19 protein-coding genes are annotated in these 19,957 nt (G+C 58.9%); 4 read left to right on the forward strand and 15 right to left on the reverse strand.

Going from position 1 to position 19,957, the window contains the following annotated elements:
* Positions 1-45 precede the first annotated feature (45 nt).
* From ACQZ6D_RS09030 to ACQZ6D_RS09045, 4 genes are read right to left on the reverse strand one after another with little or no spacing between them, the layout of a single operon-like run.
* Positions 46-1,311 carry an ABC transporter substrate-binding protein gene (locus tag ACQZ6D_RS09030; RefSeq protein WP_112154410.1) on the reverse strand — a complete coding sequence of 422 codons (1,266 nt, stop codon included), beginning with the start codon at positions 1,309-1,311 and terminating at the stop codon, positions 46-48.
* A 43-nt stretch (positions 1,312-1,354) separates the two neighbouring features.
* Positions 1,355-2,455: a sn-glycerol-3-phosphate ABC transporter ATP-binding protein UgpC gene (locus ACQZ6D_RS09035; RefSeq protein WP_112154409.1), complete on the reverse strand. Its 1,101-nt coding sequence runs from the start codon at positions 2,453-2,455 to the stop codon at positions 1,355-1,357.
* 2 nt (positions 2,456-2,457) lie between these two features.
* On the reverse strand, positions 2,458-3,342 hold the full coding sequence (locus tag ACQZ6D_RS09040) for a carbohydrate ABC transporter permease (RefSeq protein ID WP_019566471.1): 885 nt from the start codon (positions 3,340-3,342) through the stop codon (positions 2,458-2,460).
* Between the two features lie 4 nt (positions 3,343-3,346).
* Entirely contained in the window at positions 3,347-4,228 is an 882-nt protein-coding gene (locus tag ACQZ6D_RS09045; protein WP_003517909.1) for a carbohydrate ABC transporter permease, read from the reverse strand.
* Between the two features lie 211 nt (positions 4,229-4,439).
* Between ACQZ6D_RS09045 and ACQZ6D_RS09050 the strand changes: the two genes are divergently transcribed.
* Positions 4,440-5,366 carry an AraC family transcriptional regulator gene (locus tag ACQZ6D_RS09050; protein WP_019566472.1) on the forward strand — a complete coding sequence of 309 codons (927 nt, stop codon included), beginning with the start codon at positions 4,440-4,442 and terminating at the stop codon, positions 5,364-5,366.
* Between the two features lie 29 nt (positions 5,367-5,395).
* On the opposite strand, the gene ACQZ6D_RS09055 is transcribed toward ACQZ6D_RS09050, so the two are convergent.
* From ACQZ6D_RS09055 to kduI, 8 genes are all read right to left on the reverse strand, one after another.
* The gene (locus ACQZ6D_RS09055; RefSeq protein ID WP_003517912.1) at positions 5,396-6,676 is read right to left on the reverse strand and encodes a TRAP transporter large permease; all 1,281 of its coding nucleotides are present in this window, start codon (positions 6,674-6,676) and stop codon (positions 5,396-5,398) included.
* Positions 6,677-7,198 carry a TRAP transporter small permease gene (locus ACQZ6D_RS09060; RefSeq protein WP_013761414.1) on the reverse strand — a complete coding sequence of 174 codons (522 nt, stop codon included), beginning with the start codon at positions 7,196-7,198 and terminating at the stop codon, positions 6,677-6,679. It abuts the gene before it with no gap.
* A 77-nt stretch (positions 7,199-7,275) separates the two neighbouring features.
* On the reverse strand, positions 7,276-8,253 hold the full coding sequence (locus ACQZ6D_RS09065) for a TRAP transporter substrate-binding protein (protein ID WP_003517915.1): 978 nt from the start codon (positions 8,251-8,253) through the stop codon (positions 7,276-7,278).
* A gap of 146 nt (positions 8,254-8,399) precedes the next feature.
* Positions 8,400-9,278 (reverse strand): amidohydrolase family protein, encoded by an 879-nt coding sequence (locus ACQZ6D_RS09070; RefSeq protein WP_112154408.1) that lies wholly within the window; start codon positions 9,276-9,278, stop codon positions 8,400-8,402.
* Complete coding sequence (locus ACQZ6D_RS09075; protein ID WP_111842051.1) at positions 9,275-10,411, reverse strand: D-galactarolactone cycloisomerase; 1,137 nt, start codon at positions 10,409-10,411, stop codon at positions 9,275-9,277. The genes ACQZ6D_RS09070 and ACQZ6D_RS09075 overlap by 4 nt, the downstream gene beginning before the upstream one ends.
* Positions 10,412-10,435: 24 nt before the next feature.
* A complete protein-coding gene (gene kdgD, locus ACQZ6D_RS09080) occupies positions 10,436-11,347 on the reverse strand; it encodes a 5-dehydro-4-deoxyglucarate dehydratase (protein ID WP_003517921.1) in 912 nt (303 codons plus the stop codon).
* Positions 11,348-11,460: 113 nt separating this feature from the next.
* Positions 11,461-12,204: a 2-dehydro-3-deoxy-D-gluconate 5-dehydrogenase KduD gene (kduD, locus tag ACQZ6D_RS09085; RefSeq protein ID WP_065663049.1), complete on the reverse strand. Its 744-nt coding sequence runs from the start codon at positions 12,202-12,204 to the stop codon at positions 11,461-11,463.
* On the reverse strand, positions 12,201-13,025 hold the full coding sequence (gene kduI, locus ACQZ6D_RS09090) for a 5-dehydro-4-deoxy-D-glucuronate isomerase (protein WP_003517924.1): 825 nt from the start codon (positions 13,023-13,025) through the stop codon (positions 12,201-12,203). The genes kduD and kduI overlap by 4 nt, the downstream gene beginning before the upstream one ends.
* A 175-nt stretch (positions 13,026-13,200) precedes the next feature.
* Between kduI and ACQZ6D_RS09095 the strand changes: the two genes are divergently transcribed.
* From ACQZ6D_RS09095 to ACQZ6D_RS09105, 3 genes are all read left to right on the forward strand, one after another.
* Positions 13,201-13,998, forward strand: coding sequence for an NAD-dependent epimerase/dehydratase family protein (locus ACQZ6D_RS09095; protein WP_065705287.1), 798 nt, complete (start codon positions 13,201-13,203; stop codon positions 13,996-13,998).
* Between the two features lie 134 nt (positions 13,999-14,132).
* Complete coding sequence (locus tag ACQZ6D_RS09100) at positions 14,133-14,870, forward strand: FadR/GntR family transcriptional regulator (RefSeq protein WP_003517927.1); 738 nt, start codon at positions 14,133-14,135, stop codon at positions 14,868-14,870.
* A gap of 41 nt (positions 14,871-14,911) precedes the next feature.
* Entirely contained in the window at positions 14,912-15,229 is a 318-nt protein-coding gene (locus ACQZ6D_RS09105; protein WP_003517929.1) for a cupin domain-containing protein, read from the forward strand.
* A gap of 12 nt (positions 15,230-15,241) precedes the next feature.
* On the opposite strand, the gene ACQZ6D_RS09110 is transcribed toward ACQZ6D_RS09105, so the two are convergent.
* The 3 genes from ACQZ6D_RS09110 to ACQZ6D_RS09120 form a co-directional block, all read right to left on the reverse strand.
* Positions 15,242-16,474: a M24 family metallopeptidase gene (locus tag ACQZ6D_RS09110; protein WP_112154407.1), complete on the reverse strand. Its 1,233-nt coding sequence runs from the start codon at positions 16,472-16,474 to the stop codon at positions 15,242-15,244.
* A 352-nt stretch (positions 16,475-16,826) separates the two neighbouring features.
* The gene (locus ACQZ6D_RS09115; protein ID WP_112154406.1) at positions 16,827-18,830 is read right to left on the reverse strand and encodes an aldo/keto reductase; all 2,004 of its coding nucleotides are present in this window, start codon (positions 18,828-18,830) and stop codon (positions 16,827-16,829) included.
* 37 nt (positions 18,831-18,867) lie between these two features.
* Positions 18,868-19,953 (reverse strand): ABC transporter ATP-binding protein, encoded by a 1,086-nt coding sequence (locus tag ACQZ6D_RS09120; RefSeq protein WP_112154405.1) that lies wholly within the window; start codon positions 19,951-19,953, stop codon positions 18,868-18,870.
* Positions 19,954-19,957: the final 4 nt, after the last annotated feature.

The raw sequence follows: 19,957 nt of genomic DNA on the forward strand, positions 1-19,957 counted from the left end.
ACCGGATAAAGAGCCCGCCGCCGCAAGGGCGGCGGGCCATTGTCGTCAATCGAATTTGGCCAGAACGTCATTGGTGGTATCGATGATCTGCTCAGCCGCCTCTTCCGCCGTCAGCTGGCCATAGGCATATTCCTCCAGCGTATCGATGAAGCCGGAGCGGATTTCCGGATGTTCGTTGAAGGGCGAAACTACCGGTCCAGATGCCGTCATGACGATGGCGTTGGCGGCGCGCACTTCCGGCTCACCCTTGTCGCCCAGACGCTGCGCCGCAGCCTTGGAAGCAGGCAGGCCGCGAGACGTGCCAAGCGCATCGATGCCCTCAGGCTCGTTCAGCAGGCAGTTCAGGATTTGCGCGGCCGCTTCAGGGTTCTTCGAGTTTTTCGAGATCGAAAAGACCATGGAAGGCTTGCGATAAACGCCTTCCGTTACGGCATCGGCGAGCTTCAGCATCGGCACGGGTTTCAGCACCTGCCCATCCTTTAGGGGATCGGCATATTTCGAATAGGTGGAATCCCATTCATAGGAACCAGCGATACGGCCTTCGGACCAGGACGGCTTTTCATAAAGATTGACGTTGCCATCGGCCGCTTCCTCTTTCTGGGAGCGAATGGAGCCGGTTTCTACCAGCTTGCCGACGAACGAGATACCTTCCGCCAGTTCCTCCGACGTCCAGGCGACACGGTTGGTCTTGGGGTCGACCAGATCCTTGCCGGTTTTCTGCACCACGGCGAGTGTCACGAGAAGCTGGGCAGTCTCCTTTACGGCATTGAAGGTGTAATGATCCTTGCCGAGCTTTTCCTTGATGGTTTTTGTTGCCGCGAAGAATTCATCCCATGTCTTGGGGATTTCAACACCAGCCTTCTCGAAGGTGGTGGCGTTGAAAAAAAACACGCGGCCGGTGGTGGAGACTGAAAGGCCCTGAAGCACTCCGTTCATAGAACCCGCTTCCAGATCCGTCTCGGCCCATTGCGAAAGATCGAGAGGTTTCAGCTGACGCAGATCAGCAAAACCTTCACCATTCTTGGAAAACAGCGGCAGCCATGGCCAGTTCACCTGAACGATATCAGCCTCCGTCTTGCCTGCCATTTGCGTGGTCAGTTTTTCCAGATATCCGTCGAAGCCGGTAAACTCACCTTTGACCGTGTGGCCGTATTTTTCACCGCAGGCGGCAATTGCCTTCTGGGTGGCGACATGACGGCTTTCGCCGCCCCACCACGACATACGCAGTTCCGCGGCACCCGCCGCAGGCGCAGCCACGGTGGCCAGATAGGCAGCACCGGCCAGCATCGCCATTGTTCTCGTCATCTTCATTGTTCTTCTCCTCCTCGAAAAATCAGGCACGCTCGTCCCCTCCTCACAGCGAGACATTGCGGCCATCGGCCTTGTCGAAAATATGCAGCTTCTCGGGGTCCGGCTTCAGTCGCAGAATGCCGTCGCGCCCAAGCGCCTCGAATTCGGCTGCTCCCACCACGCTCACGAGCTTCTGTCCGCCCAGATCGGCATGCAGATAGACCTCGTGCCCCATGAATTCGGCGTTGGTCAGTTTCGCCTGCAGCGCCGGCCCATCGGCCTCACCGGCGAGCGAAAGATGCTGCGGACGGATGCCGATGACGGCGTCTGCCGGTCTGGCTGAAAGCCGCTTTTCCAGATGGTCGCCTATCGGAAGACGTTGCCCACCGATGACGAACTCCGCCCCGTCGATCGCCACATCCACAAGGTTCATTTCCGGCATGCCAATGAAACCGGCGACGAACAGATTGCCGGGCCGGTTGTAGAGTTCCTTCGGCGTGGCGACCTGCATGATGCGCCCGGCCTGCATGACGCAGATACGGTCGCCCATGGTCATGGCTTCCGTCTGATCGTGCGTCACGTAGACGACGGTCGAAGAGAGGCCCTCCGCCTTCAGCTGGCGATGCAGATCGGTAATGCGCACACGCATGGAAGCGCGCAGCTTCGCATCGAGATTCGAAAGGGGCTCATCGAACAGGAACACGCCCGGTTTCTTGATGAGGGCGCGGCCCAAAGCAACACGTTGCGCCTGCCCGCCGGAAAGCTGTTTCGGCAGACGATCCAGCAAGGGCTCGATTTCGAGAATGCGCGCGACATTGTCGATTGCCTTCTCGATCTCGGGCTTGGCAACACCGGCAATCTTGAGGCCAAAAGCAAGATTGCCGCGCACCTTCATATGCGGATAGAGCGCATAGTTCTGGAACACCATGGCAATGGAGCGCTTGCCGGGCGGCAGGTCGTTGACGCGCTGATCTCCGATGAGGATTTCACCGCCGGTGATTTCCTCCAGCCCCGCCACCATGCGCAGCGTGGTGGATTTGGCGCAGCCGGACGGGCCGACGAAGACCATGAACTCGCCGTCCTCGATTTCGAGATTGATGCCGTGCACGGCCTTGAAGCTGCCGCCATAGACTTTTTCGAGATTTTTAAGTTGAACGCTTGCCATTTTCAGCCCTTGACCCCGCCAGACGAGATCCCTTCAATGAAATACCGTTGCGCCGCGAAAAACACGACGAGCGCAGGCGCGATCGTCAGCACCGACATCGCCAGGATGCGGTTCCATTCGAAGGCTTCGGTGGTGTCGATGGAGAGTTTGAGCGCCAGGCTCACCGGATATTTATCGACCGAGGACAGGTAGATCAGCGGTCCCAGAAAGTCGTTCATCGTCCACATGAACTGGAAAAGGCAGACCGAGATCAGCGCCGGCGCCAGCATCGGCACGACGATGTAAACCAGCGTCTGCAGACTGTTGGCGCCATCCACACGGGCGGCTTCCTCCATATCCGAGGGCAGCGAGCGCAGGAACTGCACAAGCATGAAGACGAAGAAGGCATCACCGGCTAGTGCCGAGGGAACCCATAGCGGCAGGAAACTATCCAGCCAGCCGAGGTCACGAAACAGGATATATTGTGGAATGCGGGTTACGACATTGGGCAAAAGCAGGATGGCGATGACAGAGCCAAACAGGATTTTCTTCAGCGGAAAATCGAAGCGCGCAAAGGCATAGGCCGCCATGGTGCAGGAAATCGCCGTTCCGATGACCTTCGGCAGGATGATCAAGAACGAATTCCAGAAAAACCGGCCGAAGGTGTAGGGCGTGGAAGTCTCCCAGCCGCGGATGTAACCGTCCAGCGTTGGCGTCTCAGGAATGAAACCTGCACCGGAAAAGATCTCGGAATTGGTCTTGAAGCTTGCGCCGACCAGCCAGATCAGCGGATAGAGCATGATGAAGCCGACCGCGAACAGCAGCGTGTACCGGACAGAGGTCGATAACAGCCGGAGCCTTGCCCGGCGGGCGGCCTGCATGTCGTTTAAGGTTGCGATATCGGTCATGGCATCAATTCCGCTTGTCGCCGGCGTAATAGACCCACTTTTTCGAGGACCAGAAGGCCACGAGGGTCAGCACGGTGATGATGGTGAAAAGAACCCAGGCGATGGCGGAGGCATAGCCCATGTTGAACTTCTTAAAAGCCTCATCGTAAATATAGAGAGGCAGCAGATAGGTAGACTTCAACGGCCCGCCCTGGGTGATGATGTAAGGCCCGTTAAACTCCTGGAATGCCTGCACCATCTGCATGATCAGGTTGAAAAAGATGACCGGCGTCAGAAGCGGCAGGGTGATGAAAAAGAACGTCTTTACCTTGCCTGCGCCGTCGATTGCCGCTGCCTCATAAAGCGACTTGTCGATGGATTGCAGCGCGGCGAGAAAGATCACCATGGCCGAACCGAACTGCCAGCAGCGCAGCAGCGTAATTGTAAAAAGCGCATTGGCGGGATCGCCAAACCAGTCGACCGGCGACAAGCCGATTGCCGCCAGCGCCATGTTGGCCAGCCCTTCGCTGGCGAAGATGTAGCGCCACAGCACCGCAATCGCGATCGAACCGCCGAGGATGGACGGAACGTAAAAGGCGGTGCGGAAAAAATTGATGAATTGCAGCTTGTAATTGAGTATCGCTGCGATGAACAGCGCGAAGGCAAGCTTCAACGGCACCGTCAGAAACACATAAAACAGGGTGACGTTCAGGGATTTCATGAACGTGCGATCACGGGTGAAAAGCCGCTCGTAATTGGCCAGTCCCGCCCATGTGGGGTCACTCATCAGGTCGTAGCGGGTGAAGCTGAGATACAGGGAACCCAGAAACGGGATCGCCGTGAAAACCAGAAGTCCGATGATGTAGGGCGTCAGATATCCCAGCCCGAGGAAGCGATTAGATTTCATGACGCTCCTCCCCCACCCCGGAAAGGCGCGGATAACAGAATACAATTTCGTGCAAGTGATTCTCCCGGAACGGCTGACGGCGGGCGCATGATGGCGCGATTTCTCGCCGCAGCCGATCTCCTCCCTCATTGATACGGCGCGCATTAGCAGTTTGTGAGGTGACAAAACCAAATTTCCGAGCCAAGGTGAATTAACAAAGACGAGGAAAAAGATGGACGAAATCGAAGGTGGTATTCTCTCGTCCGTTCCGCCTGCGGCGCTCACGCTTAATCTCACGCGCGCCACGATCAAGATGGAGCACTCCCGCACCTGGCAGATCGACAAATCCAATCAGGTGGACGATCTCATTATCTGCCTGGAGGGTCGCGGGCATTATCTCGTGGACGGTGAAGCACGGGTGCTGGAGCCTGGCGACGCCATGCTGATTTTCAGGGGGCAGCATTTTATCGGCTGGAATGAACAGGCCGTCACCTATCGGGGAGTGGCACAGCATTTCACGTTGGATATTTACGGTCGTCACAACCTTGTCGCGCAGATGGACCTCAAGCCGAAACTTTCGCTGAGCCGCTGGCCGCTGCTGGAGCCGCTGGTGCGCCACTATCGGCAGAGCGCTCCGCCCTCCTCTGTCACGCTTGGCCAGCATCACCTGTTCATGGTGTTGCTGATCGCATTTATCGATGATGCATTTCTCGGATGGGTCGACCGTCCGAGTTTCCAGCCGGAAGGTGCCGAAGCCCTGGATCTGGCTGTCATGAAAGCGATCACGATGATTTCCGCCAATCCGCTCGACCCTGAAATCGCCGCAAGGGCGACCGACGCAGCCCCCTATAATCGCGACTATTTCCTGCGTGAGTTCCAGAAACGGGTGGGGCGCACGCCGAGGAAGTATCAGGAATTCAAACGCATGGAACGTGCCATGCATTTTCTTGAAGCCGGGCTTTCAGTTGCGGCTGCGGCGGCAGAAGTGGGTTATGGAGATCCCTATTATTTTTCGCGGATGTTCAAGCGCACATTGGGGTTGAGCCCCCGCGACCACATGAACAGGATACGCCGCAGCAGGCACGGCAATCTGATGGCGTTTGACGAGCACGAACAGCAGAGGCTGCTTGCCACCGAAATGCAAAAGGCCCCGGCATAGCGGGGCCTTCTTGCGATAAAGCTTTGGAACTACCGGAAAAGTGACGGCAACCAGAGTGAAAGCGACGGAATATAGGTGACGGCGAGCAGCACGGCTATGCTGGCGCCGAAGAACGGCCAGATCGTTCGCATCGCTTCCCGTATCGTTATGCCGCCAACCGCACATCCCACGAAGAGCACCGTTCCGACCGGCGGCGTATTGAGACCGATACCGGCGTTCAGGATCATCACGACACCGAAATGCACGGGATCGATGCCGAAGGCCTTCACGACAGGCAGAAGCACCGGCGTGGAAATGATGACCATAGGCGCCATATCCATGAAAGTGCCGAGTAAGAGCAGAATGACGTTGATGACCAGAAGCACGATAATCGGATTGTCCGAAATCGCGCTGATTGTCGCGATCATCAGTGTCTGTACCTGCAGAAACGCCATCAACCAGCCGAACGACGCAGCCGTGCCGATGACGAGCAGAACCATCGCTGTCGTACGAACCGCCCCCATCACCGCTTCCACGAAACCGCTCCAGTCCAGCTCACGATAGACAAGCATGGCAACAAGGAAAGCGTAGAGAACGGCAATGCAGGAGCTCTCCGTCGCGGTGAAGATACCCGAACGAACGCCGCCGAAGATGATGCCGATCAACAGAATGCCGGGAAAGGACGCCAGAAGATAATACATCAGCTTCGAAAAGCCGGGAAACGGCTCGGACGGGTAACCCTTGCGCCGCGCGACGATATAGGCGGTGACCATCAGGGCCGCAGCAAGCAGCAGGCCTGGAATGATGCCGGCGGTGAAGAGATCGGCCACCGAAACATTGCCACCCGCCGCGATCGAATAAAGTATCATATTGTGCGAAGGCGGGATCATCAGCGCGATGATGGCGGCGTTGACAGTGACGTTGACGGCGTAATCCCGGTCATAACCGCGCTTGGCCATTTGCGGGATCATCAGGCCACCAACGGCCGAGGCGTCGGCGACAGCCGAGCCGGAAATGCCGCCGAACAATGTCGAAGCGACGATGTTGACCTGCCCCAGACCGCCGCGCAGATGACCGACAAGACCGGCCGCAAAACGGATCAGACGATGAGCTATACCGCCGCGGACCATGAGGTCACCCGCGAAGATGAAGAACGGGATCGCCATCATCGCAAACACGTTCATGCCGGAGTTCATCTGCTGGAAGACCACGATAGGCGGCAGGCCGAGATAAAGAACGGTGGCGAAGGAGGCAATGCCGAGGCAGAACGCAATCGGCGTACCGATCAGCATCAGAAGGGTGAAGACACCGAAGAGGATTGTGTAAGCCATTTACGCGGCCTCCTGCACAAACACATCCGCCGCGATTTCCTCGCCGATGACGAGATCGATAAAGCGTTCGGCTGCAAACAGCGCGATCAGAAAACCGCCACCGATCAGCGGGAAGAAATCCATGCCGCCCGGCCATCCAAGAACAGGGATCGTCGCCGTCCATGTTCCGGCAGAGAGGACGGTTCCGTACCAGCACATGCCAACCCCGAAAAAGAAGATCAGTGCCAGACTGGTCAGGTCCATCGCCGCCTGTATGCGCGGCGGCATCATATAGCGCAGAATATCCAGCCCCAGATGCACGCTTTCACGCACGCCCACCGCCGCCCCCAGCATGATGAACCATGACATGAGGTGAAGCGACAGCGGCTCGGACCAACTTGGTGAATCATTCAGGATATAACGGGCAAACACCTGCCAGCCGACGATAAGGGTCATGGCGACCATGCCGACGCCGGCGATGTAAAGTGACGCACGGCTGAGCGCGCCGAGAAATGGGCGGATCGCCCGCATGAAGTTTCGCATTTGCCTTCCTCCTCCAACCTCAGACCAATGACGACAAAAGAAAACCGGCCCTGTTGCCAGAGCCGGTTTTCCCTATGTCACTTGACGGCTTTTACCCGCTCAAGAAGGTCTTTCATTTTCGGATCGGTGACGAACTTGTCGTAGACCGGCCCCATCGCGGCGGCGAACTCTTCCTTATTGACCTTGATGACGTTGGCGCCACCGGCGCGTACTTTTTCTTCCGAGGCCTTTTCGCGCGCACTCCACAATTCACGCATCTTGCCAACGGAATCCTTGGCTGCCTGACGCAGCAGCTTCTGATCTTCCGGCGACAGCTTGTCATAGGAAATCTTGGAGATGACGAGGATTTCCGGATTGAGGGAATGTTCCGTCAGCGAATAGTTCTTCGCCACTTCATAGTGACGGGCGGATTCGTAGGACGGCCAGTTGTTTTCCGCACCATCGACAACGCCTGTTTCAAGCGAGGAGTAAACCTCGCCCATCGGCATCGGCGTAGGGTTGGCGCCAAACGCCTGCATCATCGAGATCCACAGATCCGATTGCTGCACGCGGATTTTGAGGCCCTTCAGGTCCGCCAGTTTTTCGATGGGCTTCTTGGTTGTGTAGAAGGAACGCGCACCGGAATCGTAAAAGGCAAGACCGATCAGGCCGTGCGGTTCGAAAGCTGCCAGAACCTCATCGCCGATCGGGCCGTCTACGGTATTGTGCATGTGTTCCGTCGAACGGAACAGGAAAGGCAGGCCGAGAACGGTGGTTTCCTTGACGAGATTGTTGAAAGGCGCAGCGTTGACGCGGTTCATGTCGATGACGCCGAAGCGGGTCTGCTCGATGGTATCCTTCTCACCGCCGAGAACCGAATTGTTCATGACCTGCACCTTGATGCGGCCATTGGAGCGTTCCGACAGAAGTTCGCCCATATATTTCACGGCTTCAACCGTCGGATAACCGTCGGGATGAATATCGGCCGAGCGCAGGGTGATTTCCTGCGCCTTGGCGGAAACGCCTGACAGCGCGATCCCCATCGCGATGCACATCATGCTTGCAATCTTTTTCATTTCTTCCTCCTCCGTTGTAACAGCGGCCCCACCCCTCCAAGGCTAACGGACCGAATTTTTCACGCCCATCCGGGCCGGCATGCAAAGACCTTTCATCTGCAAAGGATGATGGGGACCTCCGTTTCCCCAACCATCCCGAATTGAAACTACACCGCCTTGAGTGGCGGCAGCTTGAACAGGGCTTCTGGATTTTCCACCAGCGCTCGGTGACGGGCCGCATCGTCCGGCAGCCAGCCGAGTGTGAGCTCCGCAAGGCGGGCATCATCCGGATAGGCAGCCGTCTCGCGGACCGAATTGTGCGGCCAGTTCGTCCCCCAGACGATCCGCTCCGGCGCATGGGCAGCGATACGGCGCGAAAAGGCCGCAACATCTTCATAGGGCCAGGCGTCGCGCGAACTTTCATAAACACCGGCAAACTTGAACCAGAGATTGCCGCGATCGATGAGCTTCAAAAGTGCCGCCATTTCCGGGCCATCCGTGTCGATACCCCTGAAGAATTTACCATGGTGGTCGAACACCCAGCGCGAACGGATTTTTTCAAGACGCGACAAATGATCGAGAAGCCCATTGCCGTCGAACTGAACTGCCACCATCCAGTCGGCCGCATGGGCACGCTGATCCACCGCTTCCAGTTCCGATAGGCTCACCGCGCCGCCAGGCAGATCCATGATACGGGCGCCCACGGCACCGGCAGCGGCAAGTCTTTCCATGTCCTTTTCAGTCGTCTTCTCATCGATAATCACCACCGCGCGGGCTGCCTCGCCCATTTCTGCCACGCAGGCCAGCGTGTTGCCATTATCTCGCTGCTGGGCGTTGCCCTGGGTGATGATGACGCGGTCGATGCCGAGCCATTGCATGAGCTGGCGATAATCCTCAGGCCCCGGCAGCGCACCCGGCGGCAGGCCCGGCCCACCCGGCAAGGCTGGATAACCGGGCAGATACATATGCATCTGAGTATCGACCGCCCCTTTCGGAAATGCTGGCTGCGGCGGTGTCCCGCTTAGTTTTCTGACAAGTTCGCTCATGGCTGCGGCATCCTGAATTCAACGAGTGCGTCGCGGTTGATCTCGATGCCCAGACCGGGACCATCGGGAATGGCGACGACACCGTTCACCGCCTCTATCGGCTGTTGCAGCACGGCCTGACGGAACGGATTATGCGTCCGATCGAACTCCATGATCGGCTCGATGGGGTTTACCCGCACCGGATCGGGCACCATCGCGGCCATGAACTGCAGGGCAGCGGCGATCTGCACGCCCGTGCCCCACACATGCGGCACAATGCGCACGCCGTGCAGCGTGACAAGCGTGGCAATCTTCTGCGTTTCGGAAAAGCCGCCGCAACCGCAGAGGTCTGGTTGGAGAATATCCACGGCACCGGCGGAAAGCGCCTGCCACATGCCGTAACGCCCGTGCCAGGTCTCGCCTCCCGCAACCGGGATTGGTTGGCCCGCCCGCACGCGGGCATAGGCATCGAGCTGCTCCGGAACCACCGGCTCCTCGAACCAGTCGATGCCGTATTCAGCCGCACGATTGCCGAGCGCGATGGCTTCGGTAACGGTATAGCCGTGATTGGCGTCGATCATCAGCCGCATATCCGGCCCGATCGCTTCGCGCACGGCGGCAATGACCGCAAGATCCTCCTCGATGCCGAAACCGATCTTGATCTTGCAGGCGTGAAAACCCTCTGCACGGCGCTCAGCCATCTCATTGGCATTGTCGGAGATGCGGTCGACCCCATCACGCTTGAAGCTGCCGGTGGCATAGGCGCGCACGCTTTCGCGCCAGCGCCCGCCGAGCAGCATGGAGATGGAGGTGCCGTAATGCTTTCCCTTGATATCCCACAGCGCGATATCGATACCGGACAGGGCTGTAATGCTGAGGCCGCGCTGGCCCTGGTCGCGCAGGGCATTGTAAAGCACAGCCCAGATCTTTTCGGTCTGGCGGGGATCCTGGCCAATAAGCCAACCGGAATAGGCCTGAACCACGGCGGCGTTCGGTCGCGCCGGACCGAGGCATTCGCCCCAGCCGACTGTCCCGTCATCGCATTCGATTTCGACCAGAACGTGGGCACGCCGGTCAAAGCGCATGGATGCGCTTTCAAACGGCGTGGCCAGCCGATGTTCGAGCAGATGCGTGCGCACCGCTGTGATCTTCATCGTTCCCCTCCCGTTATACCTTGATCACACCTTGCGCTTGTGCGTGCCGATCAGGGCATCGAGCATGCCGATTTCCTCATTCGTCAGATCCTTCAGCGGCGCGCGCACTGGACCCGCATCAAAGCCCTGCAGGCGAACGCCAGCCTTGATGGCGGAGACAGCGTAACCCTTGGCGCGATTGCGGATCGCCATGAACGGATAGAAGAATTCCGTCAGGATGCGTTCGCAGGTGGCGCGCTCGCCGGCCCGCAGCGCCGCATAGAACTCGTTGGCAAGGCCCGGCACGAAGTTGAAGACGGCCGAGGAATAGGTGGTGAAACCGGCGCCGAGATAGGCTTCGGCAAACAGTTCCGCCGTCGGCATGCCGCCGAGATACATCAGGCGGTCACCCATCTTGGCGGTGATCTGGCGAACGAGACCGATATCACCGGTGCCGTCCTTGAAGCCGACGAGGTTCGGGCACTCATCGCAGAGACGCGCCAGCGTATCCGCCTGAAGCACCGAATTGTCGCGGTTATAAACCATGACGCCGATGCCGACCGACTGGCATATTTTCTTGATGTGCGCGTAAAGGCCTTCCTGCGGCGCATCGATGAGGTAATGCGGCAGAAGCAGGATGCCATCAGCACCGACTTTTTCTACCGAGCGTGCGATATCAACCGCAACTTCGGTGCCGTAGCCGCAGCCGGAAACGATTGCCGTTTCACCGGCCACTTCCTTGGCAGCCGAAACGATAGCAGGGATTTCATCCGGCTTCAGCGAGAAGAACTCGCCCGTACCGCCGGCGGCAAACAGCACCGGCGCCTTGTAACCGGCAAGCCATTCGACATGCGCCCTGTAGCTATCGGCCGCAAAACGACCCTCGGAATCAAAATGCGTTACCGGGAAGGAGAGCAGGCCGGAGCCAAGCGCCGCCTTGATTTGTTCAGGGTTCATAATCCGTATTCCTCTGCAAGTTCACTGACTGGAAGCCACCTAAACCGCTTGGCGCATATTTGTCAACAAGTCATCATACAAGTTATATGATGAATTTTGAAAACCGGCGCACATTAGCGCGCCAGCCAGCCACCATCGACATTGAGGATGGCGCCATGCACGTAGTCGGCCGCCGGCGAGGCGAGGAAAACCGCCGCCCCGGCGATGTCTTCAGAATGCCCCCAGCGGCCTGCCGGGATACGCTCGAGAATGGCCTTGTTGCGGGCAGCATCCGCCCGCAACGCCTCGGTATTGTTGGTTTCGATGTAACCGGGCGCAATGGCATTGACGTTGATGCCCTTCGCGGCCCACTCATTTGCCAGAAGCTTGGTCAGACCCGCAACGCCATGCTTCGCCGCCGTATAGGACGGTACGCGGATGCCGCCCTGAAACGACAGTAGCGAGGCGATATTGACTACCTTGCCCGGACGACCTTTCGCCAGCAATTCCTTGGCGAAGGCCTGCGTGGTGAAAAACAGCGCCTTGAGATTGACGTCCATCACCTCATCCCAGTCGAGTTCTGAAAACTCCACGGAATCGGCGCGGCGAATGATGCCGGCATTGTTGACGAGAATATCGAAATCGGCGTCGGCAAAGCTGTCCCTGGCGGCGAGTGGATCGGCAAAATCAATCGACAATGCGGCGGCCTTGCCGCCGTTCTTCGCGATCATGTTCAGCGTCTCGTCCGGCGCGCGGCGGGCGGCGCAGACAACTTCCGCGCCGGCCGCGGCGAGGCCGACGGCGATTGCTTGACCAAGCCCCGTATTGGCACCCGTCACCAGCGCCTTACGCCCTTGAAGCGAAAAGGGATTTTTCATTTCAGATCCCCCGGCTGGATGAAGTCCATGTCGGTATAATCGACATTGTCTCCAGCCATGGCCCAGATGAACGTGTAAGAGCCGATGCCAGCGCCGGAATGGATCGACCAGGGCGGAGAAATGGCACCCTCTTCGTTGGAAATGAAGAGATGCCGCGTTTCCTGCGGCTCACCCATCAGGTGCAGAACGCGCGACTTTTCATCCATGCCGAAATAGAGATAGGCCTCCATGCGGCGATCATGAATATGCGACGGAATGGTGTTCCAGACGGAGCCGTCCTCTAGCGTCGTATAGCCGAGCACGAGCTGGCAGCTTTCCATGACCAGCGGGTGGATGAACTGGTTGATTGTGCGCTTGTTGGAGGTCTCGGTCGCACCAAGCTTGACCTCCTTGCTGTCGGCAAGGCTGACGAGCTTTGCCGGCAGGCTGCGATGCGCCGGGCATGAAGTGATGTAGAACCGGCCCGCGCCATCGAAGGTCACCGCACCGCTTCCCGCACCGAGATACAGAACGTCGCCACGATTGAGCGTATACGTCTCGCCACCAGCGTTGACGGTGCCGGTGTCTCCGATATTGACGATTCCCATCTCGCGCCTGTCAAGGAACGACGGCGTCTTGGTTTCCTCGACCTTGTCCAGCATCAGCGGGGCACCATCAGGCACCGCGCCGCCCATGACGAAACGGTCGTAATGGGTATAGATCAGCCTGATTTCGCCGGAACGGAACATGTCGTTGGCGAGGAAATGCTTGCGAAGCCCATCGGTATCGAGCGTTTTTGCATATTCCGGGTTGACGGCCTGCCTTGTTTCGACGGTCAGCATCAAACTCATCCTTCATGATTGTTGCGTATAGGACATAATATATGTTATCCGCTTTTTGTACGATCTGTATGACAAGGTCAAGAGGAACCTGGATATCTCGACCACGCCGGAGACGTTGAATGGGGTTTCCCGCAGCCTCGATGATCCGCAGTCCATTCGTTTAGGGAGAATTGCAATGAAACGGCTTCTTGTTACCGGTGCGGCTGGCCAGCTCGGCCGCGTCATGCGCAAGCGCCTCGCACCCATGGCCGAGATATTGCGTCTTGCCGATCTTTCGCCGCTCGATCCTGCCGGGCCGAACGAGGAATGCGTGCAATGCGATCTGGCCGACGCCAGCGCCGTCGATGCGATGGTCGCCGATTGTGACGGCATCGTCCATCTTGGCGGCATATCGGTGGAGCGGCCTTTCGAGCAGATCCTTCACGGTAATATCATCGGGCTTTATAACCTCTATGAGGCGGCCCGCGCCCATGGGCAGCCGCGAATCGTCTTCGCCAGCTCCAATCACACGATCGGTTATTATTCCCAGACAGAGCGGCTTGGCCCCAACGTTCCCTTCCGGCCGGACGGTCTTTACGGCGTGTCCAAATGTTTCGGCGAAAGCCTCGCCCGCATGTATTTCGAAAAATTCGGCCAGGAAACGGCGCTGGTCCGCATCGGCTCCTGCACGCCGGAACCGCAAAATCACCGTATGTTGTCGACCTGGTTTTCGCAGGATGATTTCGTATCGCTGATCGAGGCGGTTTTCCGCGCGCCGGTGCTCGGCTGCCCGGTCATCTGGGGCGCATCGGCCAATGACGCGGGCTGGTGGGACAATTCCCACCTCGGCTGGCTTGGCTGGAAACCGAAGGACAACGCCGAGACTTTCCGGCAGCACATTGCCGAGACAACACCGCAACCAGACCCTAAAGATGCGGTGGCGCGTTTTCAGGGCGGCGTTTTCATCGACAATCCGATCTTCAAGGCGACGTGAAATGCCATTCGGGACCGACAGGCATGATAACCGGTCTTTCCTGCGCGTGCAGCGGGATTGCAAGCCGGACCGCGAATGACGTATCGAGGAATACCGGACGCTAACCTGCACCCTTTTTTAGAACGGCGATGACAATGACAAAAGCGATAACCTCCGAACCGGCAGCTCCGCAAGCCAAGACGCTTGTGGTGAAGGTTTCCGAGGAGCTCCGCAGCCAGATCGCCAAGGGCCGTTATAAGACAGGCGAGCGCCTGCCTTCCGAAGCGCAGATGACGCAGGAATTCGGCGTAAGCCGCACCGTGGTGCGCGAGGCCATCGCCTCACTGAGGTCCGACGGGCTGGTCGAGCCGCGTCAGGGTGCGGGCGTCTTCGTGCTGGAGCCAGCGCCTGTCGAGCGACGGCCGTTCCATAATGTCGATCTTGCCCGCGTCTCGTCCCTGATCGAAATGCTCGAACTGCGCACCGCCGTGGAAGGTGATGCCGCCGGTCTTGCGGCCGTTCGCCGCTCCCCGGCGCAGGAGGAGAAAATCATCGAAGCCTTCGATGCCTTCCGCGCCAGTGCCGCCAAGGGCATTCCGACAGCAGAGGCCGACTTCGCTTTTCACCTGGCCGTTGCCGACGCAACCAACAATCCGCGCTTCAGCGAGTTTCTACAGGTGCTTGGCCCAACGCTCATTCCGCGCCGCGCCGTTGCCGAAAACGGCAAGGAAACCGTGCTTTCACCCGCTGACCTCAACCGGCTTGTCGGTGAGCACGAAGCGATCCTGATTGCGATACAGGACGGCGACGAAGAGGCGGCAAGAAGCGCCATGCGCCACCACCTGAAAAGCAGCCAGACGCGTTACCGCGCCATGCTGCGCGCGCCGCGCTGAATTTCAAGCTTGAACGACATCGCATGACCGAGGAGAACGACATGCAGCAGCTTCCGACATTCCCCACCGTTTCACCCGACGATGGTGTTGAACGCACCGTGCTTTCCGAAGCGCCGGAGCTGATGGTGGTTTCGTTCCGCTTCAAGACCGGCGCCGAAGGCAAGCTGCACAACCATCCGCATGTGCAATCCACCTATGTCGCCAGCGGCAGTTTCCGCTTTTACCGCGATGGCGAAGCCTACGACCTGCAGAAAGGCGACAGCCTCATCATTCCCGGCCATGTCGAGCACGGCTGCCTCTGCCTGGAAGAGGGCGAGCTGATCGACTGCTTCACCCCGCGCCGCGACGACTTTCTCTGAACCTGGCCGGCCTCAGGCCCGGGACAAATCCCGCAGGGTGCGTGGCAGGCTGTTCATGCACTCTGCCCCTGCTGTGGTAACGAGAAACTGGTCCTCGATCATCAGCGCGCCTAGACCTTCGCCGTAAAACGGCGCTTCAAGTGCCACGACCATGCCCGGAAGAATGACCTCCTCATTGTCATGGGAAAAAAACGGCCATTCCTCGATGCCCACGCCGCCGCCGACGGAATGGCCGAAATGACCGCGATAATATTCGCTGAATCCGTCTTTGCGCATCGAAGCCAGCATGGCGGCGTGCACCGCACCGAATGTATTGCCGGGACGAATCGCTTCCAGCCCGCTGGCAAAAGCTGCCTCCAGCGCTTTGAAAATATTGGCCGCGAGCGGAGAGACCGCACCCCATGAAAACGTCCGCGCGCCATCCGACGAATAACCATCGACCAGCGTGCCAACATCGGCCTTGATCAGGGCACCGGGCGCGACGACCGCCGTCATATCCGACAGGGCCGGACCGACCGATATATAGTCCCAATGGCCGCTAAGCGAAAAACCCGACTTCAGGGCATGCGACTGAGCGCCGGCTTTCCACGCGTTGGAAAGCTGGCTGAGCGCCAAGCCCGGCCGCACGGCCGCCGCCATCTCGACCAGCCCGGCCTCAGCGGCCGCTGCGGCCCGCCTGAGAAGTTCAATCTCGCGCACGGATTTCACCGCACGCAGACGTTTCAGCACCGTCGAGCCATCAACCCAGGTCACAGCGGGCGTCACCTCACGAAGAGCCGAAAAATCGGCGGCCGGCATGAATTCGAGATCGGCACCGATACGCGCCGCAGACAGCCCGCGTTCCTGCAGAAGGTCGGCCAGCAAAACAAAGCAGGCGGCGCGATCGAATGTCTCCGGCCTCTGTCCGCCGGAATTGTTTCGGCGATAGGCACCGTCTACCTGCGAGACGTTTTCGACACCCGACATATCGACCATATCGATCCAGATGCGATGCCAGCGCAGATCGACATCAGGCGCGGCCTTCTCGACAAGAGGTGCGGCGTGATCGCTGACGACGGCGGCAAGCCCGGACGCAGCATCGGCTGGGACAAGCGCAATCGCCGACCCCGCCCTGCCCCACATCGTCGCAACACCGGCATTTGCTCCAACCGCATAACGGAAGGCTTCGGGCTGGAAAAGCACCAGCGCATCCATGCCCGCCTCACCCATCAACTGCTGCGCACGGCCTCGATCGATATCGCCCATAAGAACCTCGGTAGATTGTTTCACCCGCCGTGTTTTCAGGCGGGCGCAATAATATCAAGATCCCGATTTATCAGCGGCTGCTGAGAGAAAGAAGCAGGAAAACAAGATAAGGTAGGAGGTTGGGGATAGTCCTCCTATAAAACAGTGCTTTAGCACCACCACAGCATCCGCATTCCGTCACCCTGACGAGGTCGGGGGTCCAGCACGGTCAATTCCTTCATTGCAAAAGGCTCCGGCCACGGCGCTGACACACCGTGGCTGGATGCCGGGTCAAGCCCGGCATGACGCAGGAGAGGTAGCCGACTTTATCATCCATCCGGAGACCGCGGAAAACCCGCCGCCTCGTGTCGCGTCACGCCTCCAGCCACTTAACCTGCTCGGCCGTCAGCTTGATATCCAGCGAAGAAAGGCTGTCCTCCAGTTCGGCAATGGTGCGCGGCCCGATCAGCGGAATGACCGGGAAAGGCTGGGCGATGACATAAGCGAGCGCGATGTGGATCGGATGGCGGCCGAGTTTCCGGGCAAGCTCGATCGCCCGGTCGCGGCGGTCGAAGTTGCGGTCGGAATACCAGACGCGGACGATTTCCTCGTCATCTCGCTTGTCCCGCCCCGCCCGGTCGGTGAAGAAGCCACGCCCCTGGCTCGACCAGGCGAAATTCGGGATCTGGCGGGATTGGAGCCATGCCTTCCACTCATCATCCGATGCCGCCACACACCCCGCCCAGATGGGATCGAGCATCTCGGCAAGCGAGAAATTGTTGGAAAGTGCGCCCGGAGCCTGTTTGCCGTTCTCTTGCGCATAGGCGGTGGCCTCGTCCATACGCTCGCGCGTCCAGTTCGATCCCCCGAAAATGCCCCGAATGCGACCACGCCGGACTTCGGCATCCATCGCATCGACAAATTCGCCGACCGGCACGTCGGGATTGTCACGATGCATGAAATAGACATCGACATAATCCGTCTTCAGACGCTCCAGCGACTGGTTGAGCTGCTTGGCGATCATGTCCGGATAGCAGAGGGGCGAATGCGCGCCTTTGCCGATCAGCACGATTTCTTCGCGCGGCACGTTGCGGCTGGTGTGCCAGTCACCGAATATGGCTTCCGTCTTGCCGCCGCCATAGACATAAGCCGTATCGAACAGATTGCCGCCCGCCTCATAAAAGGCATCGAGCGTCAGGGACGCGGAGGCGAAATTGGGGAAGAACTCGAAACCGAGCGCAACCACCGAAGCGGGTTTGGTGAGGCCGGGTATGTGCCGCTTCGGAACCGCATTGCCTGCCACGACCTTGCCACCGGCAATATTCGTGATGCGAGAGGTTGCTTTTTCGACGCTGTATTCCAGGCCAACGGCGGCACGCCACTGGTCCATGACACGTAGATTGCCGAGACTGTCGGCCCAGCCCATGCCGGGCGCGCCGAATTCCTGCTTGCCCTGCCTTATCGCCTCACCTGCCGCATCGACTTCGAAGGAATAGAGCCAACGGTCTTCCGGCAATTCGATGGTTTCGACATTGTCGCCCCTGAAAATATCGATCCGGCCGGTGCCACCCTTGTGGCCGGCGGCGAACCAGAAATCCTTGACTTCGATACGGCCTTCCGAACCGATGATGCGCAGCACATTGTCCTGGCCTGCCATGATCGAGCAGGAGACTTCGGCAACGATACCGTTCGAAAATTTCAGAACGGCCGAAGCCCATTCATCGACGCCCGACTGGCCGAGATGGGCCGCACCTACAATCTTTTCGGGTTCAGCAAAGGGTTTTCCATCGACTGCACCGGCAATCAGCCGCACCATGGATACGGGATAACCGCCGACATCGAGAATGCCGCCGCCTGCCGTCTCATTGGAAAACAGACGATGATCGGCACGGAAAGACCCCATGTTGAAACCGAAACTGGAGCGGATGATGCGGATATCGCCAACGGCGCGGTTCCTGATCAACTCCACCAGTTTTGCCGTCTGCGGATGCAGGCGGTACATATAGGCCTCGCCCGCAAAGACATCAGCTTTTTTCGCTTCGTGGAAAATGGCGTCGGCGTCATAGGCGGAAAGCGCGATGGGCTTTTCCACCAGCACGTTTTTGCCCGCACGGATCGCCTTGATCGCCCATTCCGCATGGCCGGTATGGGGCGTGGCGATATAGACGGCGTCAATATGGGGATCGGAAAGCAGCGTATCGTAACCATGGATGATGCGCGCGCCGGGAAAGGCGTCAGCAAGGCCGGGCTTGTCCGGATTGCGGGTGGCGATAGCCTCGAGCTTACCCGTGCGGGAATGGGCAATGCCGTCCGCAAAGGTCTTGGCGATGGTGCCCGGGCCGATAATGCCCCAGCGGATCGGTTGGTCGGTCGTCATGAAATCCTCGTCTTGACTTGCGTGCTTGGGAAAGGGTTCAGCGCAGGCGATTGCCCTGACTGTCGAAAAGAAATGCCTTGCGGGCGGAAAGACCGACCGTCAGCCGGTCACGATTGGCGACGTCTCGCGATTCCGACCGCTCGATGACGAGTTGCTCACCGCCTTCCGTACGGGCATAGACATAGCTGGTATTGCCGAGGTGCTCGGCGACATCGACGTGGACGGTGAGATCGGCATCGCCCTGCCCGACATCAGCAAAATGTTCGGGCCGGATACCGAGCGAGACCTTGCTTCCCTCATCGAGCCGGTCCTTGATCGGCAGGGTCAGCCGCACGGCAGGATCGCTGTCGAGCGACAGCGTAACGCTTTGTCCGCCTGTACCGATGACGGTCGCCTCCAGAAAATTCATCTTCGGCGAACCGACGAAACCGGCAACGAAACGGTTGGCGGGGTCGTCATAAAGATCGAGCGGGGCACCAACCTGTTCGATATTGCCCGCCCTCAAAACCACGATCTTGTCGGCCAGCGTCATCGCCTCGGTCTGGTCGTGGGTGACATAGATCATCGTGGTACCAAGCTGCTTGTGCAGCCGCGAGATTTCCACCCGCATCTGCACCCGAAGTTCCGCATCGAGGTTCGACAAGGGCTCGTCGAACAGAAAGACCTGCGGTTCGCGCACGATGGCGCGACCGATGGCGACACGCTGCCGCTGCCCGCCGGAAAGCTGCTTTGGCCGGCGTTCCATCAACTCGTTGATCTGCAGGATTTCGGCGGCGCGGCTGACACGCTTTTCCGTGTCGGCCCTGGGATTACCGTTCATCCTGAGGCCAAAGGACAGGTTTTCGGCAACCGTCATGTGCGGATAAAGCGCATAGGATTGAAACACCATGGCGATGCCTCGATCGGCCGGATCGGCATCGTTGACCGTTCTGCCGCCGATACTGATATCGCCGTCCGATATATCCTCCAGCCCCGCGATCATACGCAGAAGCGTTGATTTGCCACAGCCGGACGGGCCGACGAAGACCACGAACTCGCCATCGGCAATATCGAGATTTGCACCATGGATGACTTTCAGCGCACCGTAGCGCTTTACGACATTCTTGAGCGAAAGTTCCGCCATGCGG

The sequence above is a fragment of the Agrobacterium sp. 22-3639C2 genome (genome assembly GCF_053522105.1).